We start from the raw sequence: 19,758 nt of genomic DNA, 5'->3' as shown, positions 1-19,758 counted from the left end.
CGGGGCGCCGTCCACCGGCCGCGGCCCGCCCCGCCCGCGGCCGGGCCCGTGGTGGCGCCCTCGGAAGAAGTCCGGCGGCACGCCGCCCGCGAGGCGGGCACCGCCCCTTGGCGCCTGACCGGTGAGGGAGTGGCACCCCGGTGGGGGCATCCGCTGCGCGGAGCTGACGCAGGCCCGGGAACGGGCGGCTGCCCTTGCCGTCTCTCCGTAGCGGCGCCGGTCGGGTGCGGGCCGGACGCCGGTTAGGGTCGGTGCCAGCCTGCACCGACGTGGGTGTGCGGGTCAGGCCCGGTGCCCGCTTCGACGGGGGCAGTAGCGCCGGGCCGCCCCACTCCTTTCCCGGGGCTCGGCCCGGGAGTAGGCGAGACTGGCCCCGGGCCCGGCGGCGTGTCAACGTCCGGCCGATGCTGCCTGACCTGTCGCAATGAAGGTTGAGTGATTCTCAGGGAAGGTTGAGCGGCTGCCTCTGGCGGAGTCGGTCCTTGTGGCGGGAGACGAGGCCCACCGCCGGTCAGCTGATCGGTGGCAGGAGGGGGACCCGCGCGGCGAGGAACTTCGGGGCCATCTCGCGGTAGCTGTCGGTGATCAGTTCCGCAAGCTCGGTCCAGTCGGTGTGGTCACCGAGAACGGCGGCGACGACGTTATGGCCCCAGTCGGCACGGAGGAACGGGAACCCACCGGCGGTCAGGCCGAGCAGGTCGTCGACGGGCACCCGAAAAGTCATCACGACCGGTTCCTGGTCTGCGGTCGCATACGAGGCGTAGACCGGGTAGCGATCCACGTCCGGCGTGTAGACATGGGCGAACGTCCGCGTACGGATCCGCCAGCGCACGCCGATCCAGGCTGGTTCCTCATACGACTCGGGCAGCTGCCGGCAGATCGACCGCGACCGGTTCAGGATCTCCGGCGGCACGTCTCCAGGACTGGACATGGGCCGACACTAGCGACCGCCGGCGAATTCCGCGCCGGAAGCGGCTGGGCAGGGAATCCCGCGGTCACCAAACTGCGCTGACAACGCTCAATCATCGTTGCGAGAGGTCACTACCGCCGCCGGGCTCCATGGCTCTGTTCACGAGAGGCGGTTCTGGCTCAACTTCTGTGGAGACAGTTCGACGGTCGGTTCACCGGGACTCCGAACGATGGGAACCGGCAGGTCAGTGCTTTGGTTCGACGCGGGCACGGGCATGTACGGCCCGGTTCCACGGAAGTTGGGCCAGAGCCCGAGAGGCGACAGCGTTTCTACGGGGATTCCGGAGGCGTCGGGGCTCTGGGCAGGGTTCAGGCGTTCACGAGTTTTCGGCAGCGGGCGGAGGCCGTTTTGCCTGGGGTGCAGACCGCGCCTGTTCGATTGGGAGGATTTTGGGTCTTGGGGTTGAAGTTGCCGTTGCGGCAGCTCCTACCTTCGTGATCAGGGCCGGAGACACCGGCCCGGCGACACACACGTGCAGGAGTGGTGATGGACTGGCCGATTGCGGAGGTGGCCCGGATGTCGGGCGTTACCGCCCGGACACTGCGCCACTACGACGAGACCGGCCTGCTGCCGCCGGCCCGGATCGGTGCCAATGGGCACCGCTACTACGAGGAGCGCCAGCTCCTGCGGCTGCAGCAGATCCTCGTGTTGCGGGCGCTGGGCGTCGGGCTGCCGGAGATCGGCCGGATCCTGTCTGAACAGGTCGACGAGGTGGATGCCCTGCGGGGCCACCACCAGCGCCTCCTCGTAGAACGGGACCGGCTCGACGCACTGGCCGGCACCGTCTCCCGCACGATCGCCGAACTGGAGCAGTCCAGGAAGGACGGCAACCCCATGACCATCAACCGACCGGAGAACCTCTTCGAGGGCGTGACGCCCTCCCAGTACGAGGGGAACATGCAGGACTTCCCCGAACTCGCCGAAGCGGTCGCACGACGCGCTGCCACGATGAGCCAGGCGGACGCCGACGCCGCGCACCGTGATCGCACCGCGCAGATGATCCGGCTGGCCGAACTCATGGCCGCAGGCCACCCGGCCGACGCCGACCCGGTCCAGGCCGAAATCGACGCCCAGTACCAGGGACTGACCGAACTGCGCACTGTCTCCGCAGAGGACTACCGAGCCATCGGACGCTCCATCGTCGACAACGAGACGTGGCGCGCCGCATACGAGGCCATCGCCCCGGGCCTGGCCGCATACCAGCGCGACGCCATCGAGGCCTATGTCACCACCCGGCTGAACTGAGACACGGCGCAACCGCCACCGAGGGAGGACGCGATGGCGGTTGCGCCGTGTCACGGCGGGCCGGAGATGTTCGATCCCGGGGACCGTCCGCGGCCCCCTCAACAGGGTGCTGCCCGTTCTCATGAACAACGACTTTCCTGACGAAAGACCGCCTCCCGACGAGATGAACAATCGCTGTCGGAAGTCGGGTTCTGGCTCAACTTCTGTGGAGGCGGCTCGGGGCTCGGAGCGCCGAGCCGCTGAGCGACGGGACCCAGCAGATCAGCGCGTCGGCCCGACCCGGGCACGAGCGCGTACGGCGCAGCTCCACAGAAGTTGGCTCTGTCGCTGATTTGGGGGTCGTGGCCTCTTGATCATGGTGAGAGCAGGATGCGGCGTCGTAGGAGATCGAAGTTGGCGCGGCCGTACATCTGTCTCTTCAGGAGCTTGACCCGCGTGACGTTACCCTCGACCGCTCCGGATGTGTAGGTCGTGGTGAGGGCGGCCTGGATGGCCGCGCGGTCGCGTCGCATGCCATTGGCCAGGGTGCGGAGTTCGCGTTGTCCATCGAGGCGGACGTCGGCTATCCAGACGTCGAGAGCGAGGTGTTCACTGCGGCGGTCGCGGACCATGAGTGCCAGGCGGCGTGCGTAATCGACGGTCGTGGCCAGCGCTGGGTTCCGCTCGCACAGATCGTCGAGACCCTTTCGCTCAACATCGTTGAGGCGCTCGGGTCGGCGCATGATCCAGTCGGTGACCCTGCGGACGGTCAGGTGTGGCAAGGGGGCGGTGAGTGGGATCGCGCCGTTGCGGTAGGGCTTCAGGTGCCGGCGGACGGTGTTGACGTTGCCGCGGTAGCCCAGCCGCTGGATTTCCCGGGTGAGCGCGGAGGCGTTGGTGCAGCCTTCCATCCAGCGATGGTGCAGGTAGAGGCGGTATTCGTCGATCAGCGCGGGTCGATGAATGGCCGCGAGGAGAAGCTCATCGACTTCTGCGGCGTGCGCGAAGCGGTTGACTGTGCCGCGGCTGAGCCGCAGGTCGCGTGCGATGGCGCGAAGGCTGTCGCCACGTTGGATGCGTTCGTGGATCTGTTGGTGGCGTTCGCGGGTGCGGGCGACCAGAGGTCGTGGCCGTCCGTGGATATCCAGTTCTTCGCGGTCGCGGCCCTCGGAGGCCGGGCCGTCGTCGGTCCGGTCATCGTGTGAGGTGAGAGGCTGTCGCAGGTCAGCGCGATGCCGTCCGATGACGCGTTCGACTGCTTGCGCCAGGTTGTTCAGGAGGTGCCAGGCATCGGCTACCTGCATGGCCTGCGGGGCACCGACCTGGGCCCCATCGCGGTAGGAGCCTGCACGGTCACGGCAGACGATCCGGACCTCAGGATGGTCCCGCAGCCAGGACGCGAAAGTTGCTGCGGCCCGGTCGGCCAGGACGTCGATCGGGCGGTGGGTTGCCATGTCGATGAGGATCGTCGCGTAGGTCCGTCCCTTTCGAACGGCGAAGTCGTCGACGCCGAGATGCGGCACCGATCCCGACGAGGGGAGCGGCAGCTTACGGATCAGCCGGAGCAGAGTGTCCTTGCAGGTGTCGATGGTCATGCGCTGAAACAGTCGAGCGCCTGGCCGGCCGCCCAGGAACAGGGCCACGTCGGTGAGCTGGGCGGTGAGTGCGTCGGTGCGGCGTGCGTGGCGATGCGTCAGGCCCGGTATCTGCTCGGCGAACGTCCGACGGTCACACTGCTCGTTCCCGCAGACGAGTCGACGCGCCCGTAGCTCGATCCGCACACGCCGGCCGGCGACCGGACGATCCGCCAGGGTCCGCTGGTAGTAGCAGTGCACTCTCGAAGATCTCCGCCCGCATCCGGGACAGGCCGCCGACACGGCCCCCGACCGCACGGCGAGCCGGGCCTCTGCATCCGTCAGCACCAGCTGGTCGACTTCCACCGCGACACCCGGCAGAAGAAGGTCCCCGACCTGAACCCCACCCATCACATCGGATAGTTGCCCATCTACCCCCAAATTAGCGACAGAGCCCAGAAGTTGAGCCAGAACCCGAAGTCGTGAACAAAGCCACGCTGCGCGACACGCAGCCGCTCCCGGTCCCCGCACTCTGTGCCGGTCACTGCTCTACGTCCCCGCTGCGCACGGTCACCGCGCGACGTCGCCTTGGCCGTCCCGGTCGCGGCGCAGGGCCTGTCGCCTTCAGAGTCGCTCACCGGTCGAGCCGCGCACACCCGCGTATATCGGGCCGGCCAACCGCCGAGTCGGCGAGGTGGGCACCAGAGCAGGTGGACGGATTCGTTCCGAGCTGTGGTTTCCGCATGTGCGTGCGAAGAATCGTGCAGAACGGCCGTTACGGAACTTGCTGCTCTGGTTGGGTGACGGGCGGATCGGTACGCCCGGGGGTGCGCTCCGGGCGCAATGATCGACTGGACCGTGCGCGCTCTGGGTGGGTGTAGCGGTCAGTGAATGTCAGGGCCACGTTCACGCGGACTGCGTGTACCCCGCAGGCGTGTGTGACGGAAATGTCTAGGGTCGGTAACCGGCCTCGTCGGGGGCTGTTGTCGGCCACGTGTCGGGTCGAGAGTTTGGGTCCTCGGCCCACTACGGGCCGGGCACCCGCACCCGGTACGTGATCCGTATCGGCGGGTGAGGCACAGTTCTTGAGGGGCCACGTATGTCTGCTTCGTCGACCGCCCGCCGTATCGGCGCCACTGTCCTGGCCGCCGGCGCGATCGTGTCCGCCGCCGCGCTTCCCGCCGCTGCGGCGGACCGGGGTCACGACCGGCACCCGCGGGTGGAGATCTCCCGGGTCCAGGCCGACGCTCCCGGACGCGACGACCGCTCCAACCGCTCCCTGAACGGCGAATGGGTCGAGATCCGCAACACCACCCGCCAGCCGGTGAACCTGCGCGGCTGGACCCTGCGTGACTCCGACGGCAACCGCTACCGCTTCAACGACACCCGCATCGGCGGCCGCGCCACCATCCGGATCCACACCGGATCCGGCCGCGACACCCGCACCGACCTGTTTCAGGGCAAGCGTGACCACGTCTGGGACAACCGCGCCGACACCGCCACCCTGCGCGACGACCGCAACCGCACCGTCGACACCGAGTCCTGGGGCCGCCGCCGCTAACCCGGGCCACGGCCTGCCGCCTGTGAACGGGCGGCAGCCGAACCCGCAGTGATCGTGTGCCGGGCAGCCCGCCAGCCGCCCGGCACACACCCACGTCCAGCGCGATCACCCAGCGCGCCGGGCATTCCGCGCCTCCGGCGCGGCCGATGCCGCGCGAGCACGGTTCCGTGCCCGGGGGCGGCACTCCCTGAACAGCACCGCTGATCGGGCGCCGGTCCGGTGCCGAGCCGGCGGCGGGCGGTGCGCACCGGTCCGCTTCTCGCCGGGTTCCTCATCGTCGTCGGAGGCAACTCGCCGATTCTGGCCCCGCGCGCACCCCAGGGTGCGGGATCGTCGTCCCCGGGGGCGCGGACCGCGGCCCGAGGGGCTGGTGTTGGAGGTGTCTGTGGAGAAGGATGAGACGTGGACGTCGGATGAGTACGGCCGCTCGCACGAGGGCCGGGTAGGTGTGCTCCTGGACGACGGGTCGGTCCCGAAGCCGGTCTACTTCGACTCGGCGTCGGGCAGCTCGGGCTGTGAGGTGCGCCATTGGAGCGTCTACGACGGCGCCGGCACCTACCTTCCGCGCCCGAGGGCAGATGTGCTGCGTGCGGAGTGCTCCTGCGGCTGGACCGGAGCCCCGCACGCTGTCGACTGGGCGACGGCGGGCGACCCTCCGTTCCATGAGAGTGGTCTGCCCACCGCCGAACAGTGTGAGGAGGACTGGGACTCCCACCTCCGCGACGTCGCCGGCACCACGATCCCTCTTCCCGCCGAGTTGGAAGCCCTCTTCCAGACCGTGACCGCCGCGATCGAGAACCTGGCCCAGGACTCACCGACCGCCGCCCTCAAAGCCGCCCGCACCCTGGAACTCATCGCCCAACGCACCGCGCACTGGCCGGCCCAGGACGCCCGCGCCCAGGACCTGCGGACGGTGGCGGCCGATCTCGGCCTCTCGGTGGACGCCACCCGTGGCCTGCTGGCCCGTTTCGGGGGCTGGCAAGCCCACGGCTGACCGGCAGGGCAGATCACTTCGTGGGTACCCGGCGGGCCGGGTCCGCTTCCCGCGGCAGTACCTCGGTGTACCGGATCCCGTGCAAGGGCCGACGACGGAGGGCCGCCGCCCTTGCGGGGCGGCGACCCTCAGTCCTGCCGGTCTGCTTACGGGGCGGGGGTGAACTGCACCTGGGTATCGCCGCATCCGGCCGCGATGTCGAGCAGTCGGTCGCGCTCCAGTTCGTCGACGGCCAGGCCCCAGCGGAGCTTGGTCGCGGTCCATTCCGCGCCGTAGCGGCACAGCGCGTCCGCGGACGGCGGCAGCCACTCGGCCGGGTCCTGGTCGGACTTGCTACGGTTCGAGCGGGCCGTCACCGCCACCAGGGAGGTTTCCTGGCCGAGGTCGTTGGCGTACGCCTCGCGCCGAGCCGGCGTCCAGGTGGAGGCTCCAGCTGGTGGGGAGCGTCATTCGAACCGTGCGGTATTCCCGGCTTCGGAGCAGCTGACAGGCACAGGCTGGGACGTTCAGCGGCCGTCGCGGCGCCATTCGTAACGCCACACGGCGTCAAGGTAGCCCTCTTCTTCCAGGGAACCGCGCTGCGGCGGGCCGAGAAGGCGTGCTGCTTCCACGCACCGTTCGTCGTCGTGGAGGGCGAGTCCGTAGGCGGCGGCCAGCTGGACCAGACGATTCGTGTCGTCCAGCACAGCAGCCATGGCGTCCGCGAAGACGGGATCGTGGTCCCTGCCCTCGGCAACCACGCGGCAAGCGGTTTTCCGTACCACCGCGTCCGGATCGGTCATCAGCCGCAACAACGCCGTGCGAGCATCGCCGGAAAAGGCCGGCGGCGAGGACAAAGCACTGAGCCCTTGCGCCACCGCACGCCGTACCCGGGCATCGGGATGGCCGGCGTGAGACAGAAGGGCCACCTCCGCGTGGGGGTCGATGTGTTCTCCAAGAGCGACCAGAACCTCGGTGAGCACGGCGAGGTCCGTCTCCTCGGCCGACCAGTCGGTGAACATGTCCAGAGCGGGGCCGGCGAACGCGTCCTCGTCGCTGTCGTCGAGCAGATGGGTCACCCGAAGTACCTCGGCACCGAACAATCGGCGGGACGGGTCCGGGTGCGTGCGCAGCGTCGCGGCGGCAGTCCAGGTCGCCTGGTCGCGTCGGCCGGCCAGCAGGAGGGCGACCCCGCCCCATGTCGGGTGGTTCTGGTCGGCGATGGTCAACGCGCGGTCCATCAGATCCTCGAACGAGGTCCGGACCCCAAGCAGTTCCTCGACGTACGTGAGGATCGCCCCGTGGCCGTCCCGCACAGTCATGTCACCAAGGGTGCACTCGTCGACGCTGTTGTACTCGTCGTCTTGCACCTGCGTACGGACGACGGCATCCCGGGATCCGGTACGGCTTCGCAGTTCGGCCTCGACCCCCGTCTCGTGCCAGCGGCGCGCGAGGTCCCGGGCCTCCAGGAGTTCAGATTCGGGATACCTGCCGCGGATCTCGTGGTCCAGGAGCGCCTGGAACAGAGCGGGCGAACCCGAGTCGACCGCCTCGCTCAAAGGGATCAGATCCTCGGGCCCGCTCTGGCCCGAATCCGCACCGTACTGGAGCAGCAGTTGGGCGATGTGCCCGGCGTGCATCCGGACGGCCAGGCAGAACGCGGCGTCCAGGTAGTCAAAGTCGCTGTGCTCGTGGAGAAGGATCCTCACCAGGTCCGTGTCTCCAGCCTGGACCGCGGAGATCAGGGCGGACTCGCCGTCCACCGCATTGCTCGTACCCACACCCGTACCCGTACCCATAATCCTGTTCCCCCGCAGCGTTCTCGCAGCTCAGTGTAGATCTGCCGAATCGGACCGACGGGGCGGATAGCAGTCGGCACGGCCTAATAGGACTCCGTTAGGTCTTCAGGTTCGGCTGCTCGTGGGCGGGCATGCCTGATGTGTGGATGCGCGTGAAGTAGACCTTGTTCGGGCTGAGTTGGCGTCGTATGTGACTGATGTGTTCGCCTCTCTGCGGCGCAAGGATCAGCGGGCCAAGAGCGACTGTTACCTGCGGGGTCTGATGCTGGACGGCCGGCGGAAGTCGATCCAGGCCATGGCCGCTCGGCTGCCGGACGGCAACGAGCAGAACCTGCAGCAGTTCGTGACCCAGTCCACCTGGGATCCGGTCCCGGTGCAGCGTCGGATCTGTGAACGCATGCTGCCGCTCATCGCCCCGACGGCCTGGGTGATCGACGATGTGTCGCTGCCGAAGGACGGAAGAATGTCGGTGGGGGTGGCTCCGCAGTACTGCGGAGCCCTGGGCAAACGCGCCAATTGCCAGGTCGCGGTCAGCGTCCATGCCGCAACGGACACCGCCTCCTGCCCGCTGCAGTGGAGGCTGTTCCTGTCTCGGTCATGGGAAGCGGACGACGATCGCAGGACGTCCACGCGCGTCCCGGCCGAGGTCACCCACCGGGAGAAATGGCGGTTGGCTCTGGACATGCTCGACACCCTGTCCGAGTGGGAGATGAGCCCTCCAGCGGTGGTGGCGGACGCCGCCTACGGCACCAACGCACACTTCCGGGCTGGGCTCGCCGACCGCGGAATCCACTATGTCCTGGCCATCCGGGCAGACGTGAGTGCCCATCCGTTCGATGCCGAGCCCGAGGCTCCGCCCCGCAAGGGGCCGGTTGGCTGCTGGCCCCAGCCGCGCTACCGGCACCCCGCACCGTCGGTGGCGGCCCTGGCCGCCTGTCTCGGGCCGGAGGCATTCACCACGCTCACTTGGCGGCAGGGCACCCGAGGCCGGTTGAAGTCGCGCTTCGCCGCCGTGCGGGTCCGGCCCGCCGGCAAGGCCGTCGAGCGTCCGATCAAGGCCGCAGCTTCGTCCACGCAGGGCTGGTGGGACGGGGTCCTGTCCGACTGCTGGCTGCTGGTCGAGTGGCCGGACGGCGCTGACGCCCCCACCGACTACTGGCTCTCCAGCCTCCCGGCAGACATCCCGATCACCGAGCTGGTCCGTCTGGCCAAAGTCCGCTGGCGCATCGAGCGCGACTACCGGGAACTCAAGCACGGCCTGGGCCTGGACCACTTCGAGGGACGGTCCTGGCCGGGCTGGCACCACCACGTCACCCTCGTGACCGCCGCCCAGGCCTTCCTCTCGGAGCAGAGGCTGGCCCCAAAAGTCCCAGGACCGGCCTCACTCTCTACCAGACCCTCGACGCTCTCCAAAGCATCCTGAGGTGCTGGACCGGCATCTGCACCACCTGCCTGCAGCCCCTCCCGAACAGACCACACACCACATCAAGATCAAGAGCGACCTACTGAGGATTTCGGGTTGTCGTCGGGTGGTGACGGTTCATGATCCCTGCGGTATGCCGGTGGTATGCGTTATCCGGAGGGTGGGGGCCTGACCGCTGAGCGTCGGGCGTTTCGTGAGGGGATCCGGCTTCAAGCCGGCGAGCGGTTCGCGGCGGGTGAAAAGACCGTCGTGATCGCGAAGGACCTGCGGGTGAGTGTGCGGTCGGTGGAACGCTGGCGTCGTGCCTGGCGCGAGGGCGGCATCGAGGCCCTGCGCTCGACGGGTCCGGCCAACTCCCCGACCGTCACCGATGCCCAGTTCAGCCTGCTCGAGGAGGAACTCGGCAAGGGCCCGTCAGCGCACGGCTTCGAGGATGAACGGTGGACTCTGGTCCGGGTCCAGACGGTGATCCGCCGCCGGCTGCGGGTGAGTCTCTCGGTAGCGACGGTCTGGCGGCTGCTGAAGCGGCACGGCTGGTCCTGGCAGGCACCGGCCCGCAGAGCACTCGAGCGGGACGAGCACACGGTGGAGCTGTGGAAGAAGGAGGTGTGGCCCCAGGTAAAAGGCTCGCGGCGGCGTGTGGGGGCTGGATCGTCTTCGAGGACGAGGCCGGATTCTCCATGACGCCGCCCCGCGCCCGCACTTGGGGCCGACGCGGACACACCCCTGTCATCCGCGTTCGCGGCCGCTCCCGCCGTCGGACCTCGGTCGCGGCCCTGTGCTGCTACAAACCCGGCGAGAAGAGCCGTCTCATCCACCGCCCCCGCAACCATCTCCTGCTCAAGGGCGCCCGCAAGAGTTTCTCCTGGCAGGACTACCGCGACCTGCTGGTGAGGGCACACATCCAGCTCGGCGGCCCCATCGTCGTGGTTTGGGACAACCTCAACACCCACCTGGCCGCCGGGCTGAAGCGCTACGAGGCCGAACACGACTGGCTCACCACCATCCGCCTCCCGGCATACGCACCAGACCTGAACCCGGTTGAAGCCCTCTGGTCCCTCATACGCAGAGCCACGGCCAACACCGCCTTCAACACCCCCGACGACCTCGACCGCAAACTCCGCCGCGAGTTACGCAGAATCCAACTCCGACCCCACCTCATCGACGGCTGCCTCACCGCCACCGGCCTGGCCATCAACCCACCGACCCCACCCTGAAATCCTCAGTAACGGAGTCCTACTAAGGGCTGTCCCGCAAATTCGACCGTTATGCGGGGCCGCTGGCCTATCCGGCGAGGGCGAGGTTGTGCATCCGGGCGATGCCGAGCATGGCGTGGTGGACGCCGTCGCCTTTGAGGCGGCAGTCTCGGAGGATCTTCCAGGTCTTCATGCGGGCGAAGACGTGCTCGACGCGGGCGCGGGCTTGTTTGTGGGACCGGTTGTGTTCCTCTTTCCAGTCTGGGAGTTCGGTCTGGCCGCGTTCGCGGCGGTGAGGGATGACGAGTCCGGTGCCCGGGTAGCCGCCGTCGGCGATCGTGAGGGTCTTGCCGACGGCGGCCTTGGCGCCGGACTCTTCCCAGGCCTTGCAGTCGTTGCGGTTTCCGGCGAGTGGCCGGCCGACCACGACGATCAGGCGGGTGTCGGCGTCGATGACGACCTGGTGGTTGGTGGAGTACCGGTAGTTCTTCGACCGCTCGGCGATGGTGTGGTCTCGTGTGGGGGCCAGGGTGCCGTCGACGATGAGCACGGTGTCCTTGGCGAACCGTTTGCGGGGCTGGAGAGCGAGCATCGGCCCGAGGTGGTCGATGATGCGGTCCGCCGCCGACTTCGAGACCCCGACCAGCGGGGCGAGCTGCCGCATCGTGAGATTCGTCCGCCAGTGCGCCGCGACAAGCAGTGCCCGGTCCTCCAGCGGAAGACTCCACGGTCGGCCCCTGCGGACCGCGTCCGCACCCTGGCGCCGCAGAACCGTCACCAGCTTCCCGAACACGCGAGGACTCAGCCCGGAGAAGGAGGCTATCCAGGAAGGCTCCGACGCCTTGATCACACCAGCCACGCCAAGACCATCTCATTGGCGACCAGACGGTCATGAGACGTGGAGCTACAGCTCGATCCGCCCCGTCAACCACCATTCGAGGTACTTGGCAAGGCTGGGCGCCACCCAGGTCCGGCTGTCGTCCTCGTGGTTCCAGACGAAGACGTCGGGCCGGTCGATCCTGGCCAAGAGCGCGAACAAATCCCCGTTACCCGCGTCCGCGAAGAAAAGCAGCGGGTCGAACGGCATGTACAAGGTGGCGAGCTCGGCATCCGCGCGAAGACTCTGGTTCTCGGAGGCGATGCGCTCGGCAGACCAGATGAGCCCGTCGCCGTACTCGCCCTCGATGCCGTTGCTCTCCCGGAGGAGGGCTGCGAGGTCCGCAGGCAGTGGATGGCCGAGGGCCGTAGCGCAGTGAACCAGCGACTGCTCCGATGCAGGCGGCTGAAAGAGCGTCGTTCCGGGCAGGGCCGTTACAGCTTCGGTCCACACGGTGGAATCGACCTCCAGGAGCCTGGCCACCGATCGAGCCGGCTGCGGCCGGTCACCATCGACAGGGGCCAGCGGCTCGACCAGAGGCGCAACTGATCATCAGCCGAACAGTATGGCCCCGGCCGAGTCAGCCGCTCACTGCCCCGGGGTAAATGCGGGACAGCCCTTAGTCACCGGCCCTGCGGGCGAACTCACCGGCCTGGTCACCGGTTGCTGAACTCACCGTTTCAGTCACCGGTGACTGAATGGGTGAGTCACCGGTCGGTGGTGGTGCTGGGGCCGAGGGTGCGCCGGCCGTGCGGCTGCTCGGGGCGCTCGCCGGCCTTGGCCTCGGTGGGTGGGGGTGTCGGGGTGGCCTCGGCGGCGAGGCGGGCTCGGCGCGCCGCGGTCGGTGGTGCCGGGGGTGTGGCGGGGCGGGGGCCCGAGCCGAGTTGGCGGCGTTCGTTCATCTGTCCAGTCTCGGCGTCTCGTTCCGGGACGGTGGCGGGCCCCCGCCGGCAGTACACATGGGGGGAGACATGGGGTCAAACATGGGGTCGAACATCGGGTCAAACATGGGGTCGAACATGGGGGGAGGCGGGTACGGCGCTGCCTCGGTGTCGTTCCTGGTCGGGCCGGGTGTCGCGGCCGGTGACTAGTCAGACTTTCTTGTGTGGGGGGATGGGTCTGGGGTCGGGTGCTCGGTTGTTCGGGTCGTGTGTCTGGGCGGGGTGGCCGTGGGGCGAGCGGAGTTGGGGGGAAAGAAGGGGGGAGAGATGGGGGGAAAGATCGGGGGAGGGATGGGGGGAAAGATGGGGGGAAGCAAGTTTCTGTGCTTGTGAGCGTTCTCCCTGTTCAGGCCCCGTGCGACGGTCGGTGACTGGCCGGACTTTCTTGTATGTGGGTTTGGGTCTGGGTTTGGTTGTTGGGGTTGGTGGTTCGGTTCTTCGGTCTGTGTCTGGGCGGTTGCCGGGTTGTTCGGTTCGTCGGGCTTGGGTCTGGTCGGTTGCGGGTCTGGTCGTTGGACGGCGTGAGGGTGCGGTTCAGGTTCGTGGGGGTTGTCGGTCGGTCTGTGAGTCGGTGTGCTGTCCGATGGGGTCCCTCAAAGTTCTTGGAGGGCCTGCGTAACATTTCGCGGCTTCACACCCCAGAACCCTTCCGTCACCAGTTGCGGGCCTAGCCGTTCGGCGTCGCACGGTGCTGTCTGCCCGTCAGCGGACGGTCCGCCGGGCGCAGTGGGAGGGAACCCTCATGTCCATCACCGAACAGCAGCAGTCGTCCCAGTCTCAGCAGCCGGCCCCGCAGGCCTCGGGCATCGACCCGGTCCTGGTCGTGCTCGTGGTCCTGGTCGTGCTCCTGGTCCTCGCCGGGGCCGGCTATGTGTGCGTTGCGCACCCTGGGCTGACCGCCGCGGTTGAGGCGGTCGCGGGAGTCGGTGCGGCCTTGGGGGCCGTGTTCGGGGTGGCGGTCGCCTTGCGCCGGCGGTGACGTCGACCGCCGGGCCGGGGCACGGAACGGCCCACAACGCCCCGTGAAAGCCTTTGGGGGCCCCTTGGGCGCCTAGCGCCTCCCAAGGGGCCCCAAGCCGTTCAGCGGGCACTCTGGCCCCTTGACGGGCCCCGCATGTGGAACCGGTGGTGGTTACGGCGGTGACTCGGCCCAGGTTTCCGGGCCGCCGCCGCGCCACTCGACCAACTCCCCGGTGAGATCGATGTCCTCCGGGTCCTCCAGGCCGGCCTCTTGGAGGAAGGCGGGGATGTCGGAGGGTTGGTGGGCGACGCCGATGGATTGCCCGTCCCAGCGCACTCGGCGCCGGCCGTTCTCGTCGGGCGGGGAGACGACCAAGCGGGGTACGGGCATGTCCCCACCCTCCGGCCTCGACCGGCTCCGGGCATCCCGTCCCGGTCCGTAAGGGTGAAATAGGCGACCGGTCCATGAAGATCGGGAGCATTGTCGAGACCCACGCCAATTTCTCTCCTGCGGTCTTTCCCGGCCTCTCACCAATTCCTGAGTGCGACGTCTGAATTCCTAGACCATGCCTGACGGCTCGTCAGATGTGTGCGGTTCGAGTGTGCGGGCGGTTCGGGTCGAGCGCTTGGTGATGGTGGGCGCGGGACTGTGTCGCCTCGTGTCGGACGCCTGGTCCCCTCTCGACCCCTGGCTTGTCTGTGCTGGTCAGGGGGCATGCGGTGGGGTTGTCAGGGGCTGTAGGGGCTGAGTTTCAGTGAAGTCCCCACAGCATGCTGGTTGCTGTTGTTCGTTCAGGCGAGCCGGCCTCTCAGGCTCCTGGGGGTGATGGTGGTGTTCTCGGGATGCTACACACGCATCACGGTGATGATGCGGTGGGTTGATGCAGGCCCCCGAGGGTGGAGCTCCCTGGGGTGGTCGAGCCGGTGGGTCGGGTGCCGCGGTCCCGTTTTTCACGCGGCGCCCCGCCCGGGCTTTTCCTGTGCCGACTCACTCCTCTCCCCCGGGGGAAGGCGAGCACAGCGAGTCCCCATCGGGGTCTCGTTCCTGTCTTGATGAGGCCCTTGTCTGGGTAGGGTCGTGTGGAGGTTCTGATGGGGGAGGGGTAGACATGATCGGGCTTTGTGTATTAGTGGGGGCACTGGTGTGGATCGTGACGACTGTGCTGCGTCGGGGGAAGCGGCGTACGGAGAATATGGATGGCCTGCTTATAGAGCAGGCTCGAACGGCGCAAGCGAGGGCTGACCGGAGCTTGTACAGGTCGGATGAGGCACTCCTCTCCTCGACGCTGAGGGATAAGTACAGGCCATAGCCGGCGCGTGGGGGAGCGAAGCGGATCCACCCAACGGGGGCCAATGGCCCGTACCCCGTGAAACGGGGTCAACCAGGCGCACGAAGAGGGCCGTTCGGGACCGAGCGAAGCGAGATCCCGAACCCGTCCGGAGCGAAGCGAAGGACGCCGGCACGAAGGGCCGGCCGTGTGCGATCTCTCGGTTGAGGGACAGTGGGGTGAGAGACATTGGGCTCGTGGGGTGTTGGTGCTGGTGGGAGCCTGTTCCGGCGTTCCAGCGCAGTGGGCGAGGGGCATGTGCAAGCCCTGCTACGAGAACTCGCCCCATACCGTCCTGAGCCGGGCGGCGGGCTGGGCACGCCGCATGCCGGCCGTGCCTGTCTGGTGGGACACCTTCACCGCTCACCTCCAGACTCACCGGCACACCTTCTATGCCGCGGACGCCATCACTCATACCGCCCGCCTGATCCTCGACTCCGGCACCACCGACCCGGACAAACTCGTGAACAGGGCACAGCACGCCATGCCCTGGCTGGTGCGGCCCCTCACCGATTTCTTCCGCACCCACCACCTTCACGACGCCCCCAAGACGGCCGAGAACGTCAGGGCCGCCGTCCTGAGAGAGCGCCGCATCGAAGCCGTCCCGCTCCCGCCGCGACCAGCGGTCCGGGCCTTCGCCCAGGCGCTACTGGACCAGCGTGAGCGTGCCGCCGCCCTGGGCCTGCGCCCGAACCGGCTGAAGACCATTGAGATCCGCCTCGACACCGTCCGGGACCTTGCCCTCCACGTCACAGGCCGGGGCCACAGAGCGTGGACTTCCCTGACCATTACGGACCTGAAGGCGTTCCTCGCCCAGAACCCGGCCCGCAGGGCCTCCTGGCTGGTGGGCCTGCGCCAGTTCTTCGCCCACGCCCACCGCACGGGAGCCGTGCTCCACAACCCGGCCGCGTCCCTCGACGCCCCGCAGGCGCGCGGCTATAGGGGCGCCACCCTCACCCTGGACGAGCAGCGCAACCTCTACCGCCGCTGGAACGGGCCTGACGAGATGCACCCGCACGAAGCGTTCATCGGCCTGGCAGCGCTCCTCCACGCGGCCACGACCACCGAACTCCGCCTGCTCACCATCGACGACCTCACCCCAACCCGCCACGCGGTGCGCTTTCCCGGACGCACCGTCGGCCTCACGCTCGACACCGCGACGTGGAAGGCACTGACGGGCTGCCTCAGCCACAGGGCCTCGCTGGGCACCGATAACCCGTACGTCCTGGTGACGCGCCTGACCAGAACCACCAGAGGACCGGCCGGCGCGGCCCATATCCGTGACAGCCTGGCCCCGGTCGGCCTGCTGCCGCGCATCCTGCGCTCGACACGGCTGCTCACCCTGGCCACCGAACTCGACATCAAGCAGCTCACCGCGGCGCTGGGCATGTCCTATGCCGGGGCTGCGCACTACGCATAGCCCCTGGAGGACTGCTGGTGCCGGAGGCGCAGGCCCCATCTCTACCGTGCCCAGTGGACGCCGAGTTCGGCGAGCGGGGCGAGCTGTGCCGGGTCGAGTCGGTCGTGGCGGGCTTTGATGTTGCGGAGCCGGATTCCGGTGCGGTGTTCGGTCCCGTCGGGCAGGACCTGGACGCCGCCGCGCCCGGGCAGTCGGCCTTCCCGTGCGATGTACTGCGCGAGCGCCTCGACGCCTTTCTGGAGCGCCCCGCCGCCCTTGCCGGGCCCGGATGCCACGGCCGTCTTCGCGGGGGCCTTGTGTGCCCGCGCGGTCTTCTTCACGCCCAGCTCGCCGAGCCTGCGCTGCTGCTCGGCGTTCAGCTTGCTGAAGTCCCGGCGCTGGGTGGCGAGCCAGCGTCCGACGTCCTCGCCGTGCCGGGTGACCCTGGGCACGACGTCGTCGAGCAGGGCGCCGTCGGCGAGGAGCTGGGCGAGGTAGGCGTAGTGCCGCTGCCAGTCGACCGTCCACCCGCTCTCGCGCGGGTTCCAGTCCGGATCGAGGGCCGTGGGTTTCTCCGCCCGTCGGCCGGTGCGGCCTTGGTTCTTCCCGAGTCCGTCGGGGCGTCGGATGTTCGTCGGCCACTGCCCCACGGCCTTGTCCAGGCGGTCGCGTGCCGCGCGGCGCGTTCAGGGTCCCGTGGAGCTCGGAGTAGGCCCGTGCGGAGGCGAGGTGCCCTCGCACCCGCCACGGGTGTGCGTTTTGCACACGCCATATGCGGAATGCGCATGCTTCTCGGGTAGGGTGGATGTCATGGTGATGAGTACCGAGGAGATGTTGCGGGTGACGGTGACCGCGATCACCCACCGCACGGGGGAGCAGCAGGCCGACGTGGCAGCGGCTTTGGGGCTGACGCAAAGCCAGATCAGCCGCAGACAGCGGGGCCTGGCCTCCTGGACCCTGGCCGATTGCGATCGTCTCGCCACGCACTGGGGCATGCCCGTCCTCGACCTCCTGGCAGGCCCCACGCACGCCTTGACCCGCCTGCCCGCCGGCGCCACTCAGACCCTCCTGCCGCTCGACTTTCCGGCCCCGGCTCAGGTCGAGCCCGGCCCGGTCGAGCCGGCTCCGACCCCGGTCGAGCCCGCTCCGGTCGAGCCGACCCCGGTCGAGCCCGCTCAGGTCGAGCCGGGCCCGGTCGAGCCGGCTCCGGTTGAGGTTGCCCGCAGTGCCCCGGGTCGGCGCGCTCTCGCCGCCGAGCCGGCTACGACCGCCACCACCCCGCCCCGGCGCGCCCTCGCCGCCGAGCCGGCCCCGGCTGCCGCCGCGCCGCCCGTGCTCAAGCGTGTGGCGGCGCCGGCTGGTCCGTTGGCGGATCGTGTCCGTGTCCGCGTCGATCACGAGTTGTCCGTCCATGGCGGTGATCGGGACGCGGCGCGGGCGGCCCTCGTCAAGACGGCCGTCCCGGATGTGATGGAGTTGTTCGCGGCGTCTCGGGTCGGTGGCCGGTACGAGCACTCCGAGTTCCCGCCCACGGCCGGCATCCTTCAGAAGGCGTCGCAGAAGGGCGCGGACCAGATTTGGGAGGGCCGTCCGAAGTGGCGGTCCGAGGAGCTGCATCGGGCCGCGCGCGCCGGTCATGTCCGCCTCGACGTGACCGCTCTGGACATGAACGCCGCCTACCTCGCGGCGTTGAAGACGTGGTTGCCGATCGGCAAGCTCGTCCACTCCGAGGGCGTGGAGCACAACCCGAAGCGCTCGGGTGTCCACCGGGTCACGCCGGCCGTGTGGGGGATGCCTGATCTGCCGTCCCCGCTGGGTGCCCGGAAGGAGCCGGGGGACCTGTGGATTACCGAACCCACTCTGCGACTCCTGCTGAGGTGCGCGAAGTTGGGGTTCTGCGAGGCGCCGGTCATTCACGAGTCGTGGACGTCCGGAGCATCCGAGGGCCTGTTGGAGAAAATGCGCCGCACTCTCACGGAGGTCCGGAAAGAAGCCATCGCCAATGGCGACGATGTGGCAAACGAGTACGTGAAGTCCATGTATTCTAAGTTTGTGTCAACCATCGGTGAGAGCACGGCGAATCGGGAAATCCGGCGCCCCGATTGGATGCACATCATCCGCTCTCAGGCTTTCGCGAACCTGTGGTTGAAAGCGCATAAGGCGCACGCCGCCGGTCTGACCGTGGTGGAAATGTCTGGCACCGATGAACTGCATGTGGCCGGTGACTGGCGGCAGGTGTTCCCGGAAGGCCGCGACCTCGCCCAGGTCAAGGCCAAGTCGATCTACACGCTGGGGGAGTAGGCCGTGAGCGGAGCCACCGACCTGTGGGGCGAATGGCAGAAGCACGGCGCCCAGGGCATGAGCGGTGCGCAGGCCTTGGCCGCGGAAATCGATCGGATCGCCGGGGAGGGCGGTATTGCGACGCCGGTCACCGCGAAGCGCGGCCTGTCCGCGCGGCTGCGGTACCTGTCCAGCGGTCCCGGCCGGCAGGTCCTCGCCGGTCACGGCATCAGCGCCCGTCTGCTGCGCTCCTGGGACCGCGGCGTCCGTCCCAGTAGGGAGAAGCTGGACGCCGTGGACAAGGCGTACCAGGAGCATCGTCGGGCCAACCTCGTACGCTCCGGGGCGTTGAAACGCCTCCTGGACAACGGCGGCCAAGGTCGGCGGATCGAGATCTACCCGGTGGACCAATCGGCGGTGGACGAGAAGCGCCGCCGGCCCACCGTCAGCGAGCGGTCCGTGCAGGCCCGGTACATCTGGGACGACGCGGTCGACGCCTGGAGCCAGGGCGACATGTCCACCCTGGACGAGATCTGGGACGACGTCATCACAGACCTGGACTCCGACTATGCGGCGTACGCATACGTCGGTTCCCTCGGTATCGGTGCCTAAAAGCAGCAGCCGGCCCGGATTTCCTTGGCTACCTTTCAGGAGATCGATAAATCGTCGAGTCGCACCATGAATGTGACGACTAGCCCCACGTGACCCGGGAGGGCGTTCACCGTATGCGGCGGGCGCCTTTCCTGCATGAGGGGTGTGTGGGGGAATGCGGGAGTTGGGAGTCGAGTTGAACCCGCTAGATTTCCGCATTCGGCGTCCTCCGTATAAGGCCGCAGGCGAATTCCGGGGTTTCGTGGGCGAGTTGTCGTATCTGAAACTCACCATATTGGTATAGACCTCTTGTCAGGGTTGTGTTCGGGTGGCCGGGGGCCCCGGTAGAGGGTTCAGTTCGGTCTGATGGTGCGCTACTCTCGGTCGCGTAGCGGCCGACGGGCCGGCTGTTCAGGGGAGTGGGAGGCGCTGAGGTGCACAAACACCAAGCCCAAACCCCCAACTCCTCCACCACCACTCTGATCAGCGAAAACGCGCGACAGCAGCCCCCATCGCCGCTGCCGGCCAGGGTTCGGCCGGAGGCCGGACCCCTCGGGCCGAAGGCCCGCCTAGGTCACCGAAGGTGACCTAAAGTCAGGGCCGGAGGCCCGCCAAGGGCGCGGAGCGCCCAGCATCTTGACGGCCCGTAGGGCCGTCGCGTC

At 68.5% G+C, this 19,758-nt stretch carries 17 protein-coding genes and 1 pseudogene; 9 read left to right on the top strand and 9 right to left on the bottom strand.

Annotated elements, in window-relative coordinates:
* Window positions 1-511: 511 nt before the first annotated feature.
* Window positions 512-931, bottom strand: a complete 420-nt coding sequence (locus OG906_RS00095) for an MmcQ/YjbR family DNA-binding protein (protein WP_329438730.1) — start codon at window positions 929-931, stop codon at window positions 512-514.
* Between the two features lie 525 nt (window positions 932-1,456).
* On the opposite strand from OG906_RS00095, the gene OG906_RS00090 reads away from it, so the two are divergent.
* On the top strand, window positions 1,457-2,215 hold the full coding sequence (locus OG906_RS00090; RefSeq protein WP_329438728.1) for a MerR family transcriptional regulator: 759 nt from the start codon (window positions 1,457-1,459) through the stop codon (window positions 2,213-2,215).
* A gap of 353 nt (window positions 2,216-2,568) precedes the next feature.
* Here the strand turns inward: OG906_RS00090 and OG906_RS00085 are convergent, their stop codons facing one another.
* The gene (locus OG906_RS00085) at window positions 2,569-4,134 is read right to left on the bottom strand and encodes an ISL3 family transposase (protein WP_329438726.1); all 1,566 of its coding nucleotides are present in this window, start codon (window positions 4,132-4,134) and stop codon (window positions 2,569-2,571) included.
* A gap of 733 nt (window positions 4,135-4,867) precedes the next feature.
* Between OG906_RS00085 and OG906_RS00080 the strand changes: the two genes are divergently transcribed.
* Window positions 4,868-5,329 (top strand): lamin tail domain-containing protein, encoded by a 462-nt coding sequence (locus OG906_RS00080; protein WP_329438724.1) that lies wholly within the window; start codon window positions 4,868-4,870, stop codon window positions 5,327-5,329.
* A 385-nt stretch (window positions 5,330-5,714) separates the two neighbouring features.
* Entirely contained in the window at window positions 5,715-6,323 is a 609-nt protein-coding gene (locus OG906_RS00075; RefSeq protein ID WP_329438722.1) for a hypothetical protein, read from the top strand.
* A 146-nt stretch (window positions 6,324-6,469) separates the two neighbouring features.
* On the opposite strand, the pseudogene OG906_RS00070 reads toward OG906_RS00075, so the two are convergent.
* Both OG906_RS00070 and OG906_RS00065 read right to left on the bottom strand, forming a co-directional pair.
* A pseudogene (locus OG906_RS00070) lies at window positions 6,470-6,757 on the bottom strand (HNH endonuclease); the annotation flags it as partial.
* A 72-nt stretch (window positions 6,758-6,829) separates the two neighbouring features.
* Window positions 6,830-8,083, bottom strand: a complete 1,254-nt coding sequence (locus OG906_RS00065; protein ID WP_329438720.1) for a hypothetical protein — start codon at window positions 8,081-8,083, stop codon at window positions 6,830-6,832.
* Between the two features lie 160 nt (window positions 8,084-8,243).
* Here OG906_RS00065 and OG906_RS00060 point away from each other — a divergent pair, with 160 nt between their 5' ends.
* Both OG906_RS00060 and OG906_RS43520 read left to right on the top strand, forming a co-directional pair.
* Window positions 8,244-9,524 carry an IS701 family transposase gene (locus tag OG906_RS00060; protein WP_329438718.1) on the top strand — a complete coding sequence of 427 codons (1,281 nt, stop codon included), beginning with the start codon at window positions 8,244-8,246 and terminating at the stop codon, window positions 9,522-9,524.
* 144 nt (window positions 9,525-9,668) lie between these two features.
* A protein-coding gene (locus tag OG906_RS43520; protein WP_443067331.1) for an IS630 family transposase occupies window positions 9,669-10,741 on the top strand; the annotation gives its coding sequence in 2 pieces (ribosomal slippage) (window positions 9,669-10,115 and window positions 10,118-10,741; 1,071 coding nt in all).
* Window positions 10,742-10,808: 67 nt separating this feature from the next.
* On the opposite strand, the gene OG906_RS00045 is transcribed toward OG906_RS43520, so the two are convergent.
* From OG906_RS00045 to OG906_RS00035, 3 genes are all read right to left on the bottom strand, one after another.
* Window positions 10,809-11,579, bottom strand: a complete 771-nt coding sequence (locus OG906_RS00045) for a transposase (protein ID WP_329438714.1) — start codon at window positions 11,577-11,579, stop codon at window positions 10,809-10,811.
* Window positions 11,580-11,624: 45 nt separating this feature from the next.
* Complete coding sequence (locus OG906_RS00040) at window positions 11,625-12,080, bottom strand: SMI1/KNR4 family protein (RefSeq protein WP_329438712.1); 456 nt, start codon at window positions 12,078-12,080, stop codon at window positions 11,625-11,627.
* A gap of 224 nt (window positions 12,081-12,304) precedes the next feature.
* Complete coding sequence (locus OG906_RS00035; RefSeq protein ID WP_329438710.1) at window positions 12,305-12,499, bottom strand: hypothetical protein; 195 nt, start codon at window positions 12,497-12,499, stop codon at window positions 12,305-12,307.
* A 781-nt stretch (window positions 12,500-13,280) separates the two neighbouring features.
* On the opposite strand from OG906_RS00035, the gene OG906_RS00030 reads away from it, so the two are divergent.
* Entirely contained in the window at window positions 13,281-13,517 is a 237-nt protein-coding gene (locus OG906_RS00030; RefSeq protein WP_329438708.1) for a hypothetical protein, read from the top strand.
* Between the two features lie 153 nt (window positions 13,518-13,670).
* Here OG906_RS00030 and OG906_RS00025 read toward each other — a convergent pair whose 3' ends face one another.
* A complete protein-coding gene (locus tag OG906_RS00025; protein ID WP_329438706.1) occupies window positions 13,671-13,889 on the bottom strand; it encodes a hypothetical protein in 219 nt (72 codons plus the stop codon).
* Between the two features lie 1,193 nt (window positions 13,890-15,082).
* Here OG906_RS00025 and OG906_RS00020 point away from each other — a divergent pair.
* Window positions 15,083-16,246, top strand: coding sequence for a hypothetical protein (locus tag OG906_RS00020; protein WP_329438704.1), 1,164 nt, complete (start codon window positions 15,083-15,085; stop codon window positions 16,244-16,246).
* A 41-nt stretch (window positions 16,247-16,287) separates the two neighbouring features.
* On the opposite strand, the gene OG906_RS00015 is transcribed toward OG906_RS00020, so the two are convergent.
* Window positions 16,288-16,875: a helicase associated domain-containing protein gene (locus OG906_RS00015; RefSeq protein ID WP_329438702.1), complete on the bottom strand. Its 588-nt coding sequence runs from the start codon at window positions 16,873-16,875 to the stop codon at window positions 16,288-16,290.
* Window positions 16,876-17,035: 160 nt separating this feature from the next.
* Here OG906_RS00015 and OG906_RS00010 point away from each other — a divergent pair, with 160 nt between their 5' ends.
* Window positions 17,036-18,526, top strand: a complete 1,491-nt coding sequence (locus OG906_RS00010) for a helix-turn-helix domain-containing protein (RefSeq protein WP_329438699.1) — start codon at window positions 17,036-17,038, stop codon at window positions 18,524-18,526.
* 3 nt (window positions 18,527-18,529) lie between these two features.
* The gene (locus OG906_RS00005) at window positions 18,530-19,117 is read left to right on the top strand and encodes a hypothetical protein (protein ID WP_329438697.1); all 588 of its coding nucleotides are present in this window, start codon (window positions 18,530-18,532) and stop codon (window positions 19,115-19,117) included.
* The last annotated feature ends 641 nt before the right edge of the window (window positions 19,118-19,758 follow it).

It is taken from the genome of Streptomyces sp. NBC_01426, assembly GCF_036231985.1.
Taxonomy (GTDB): Bacteria; Actinomycetota; Actinomycetes; order Streptomycetales; family Streptomycetaceae; genus Streptomyces.
The sequence above is the reverse complement of the archived record's forward strand: the minus strand, read 5'-3'. Positions and strand labels throughout refer to the sequence as shown.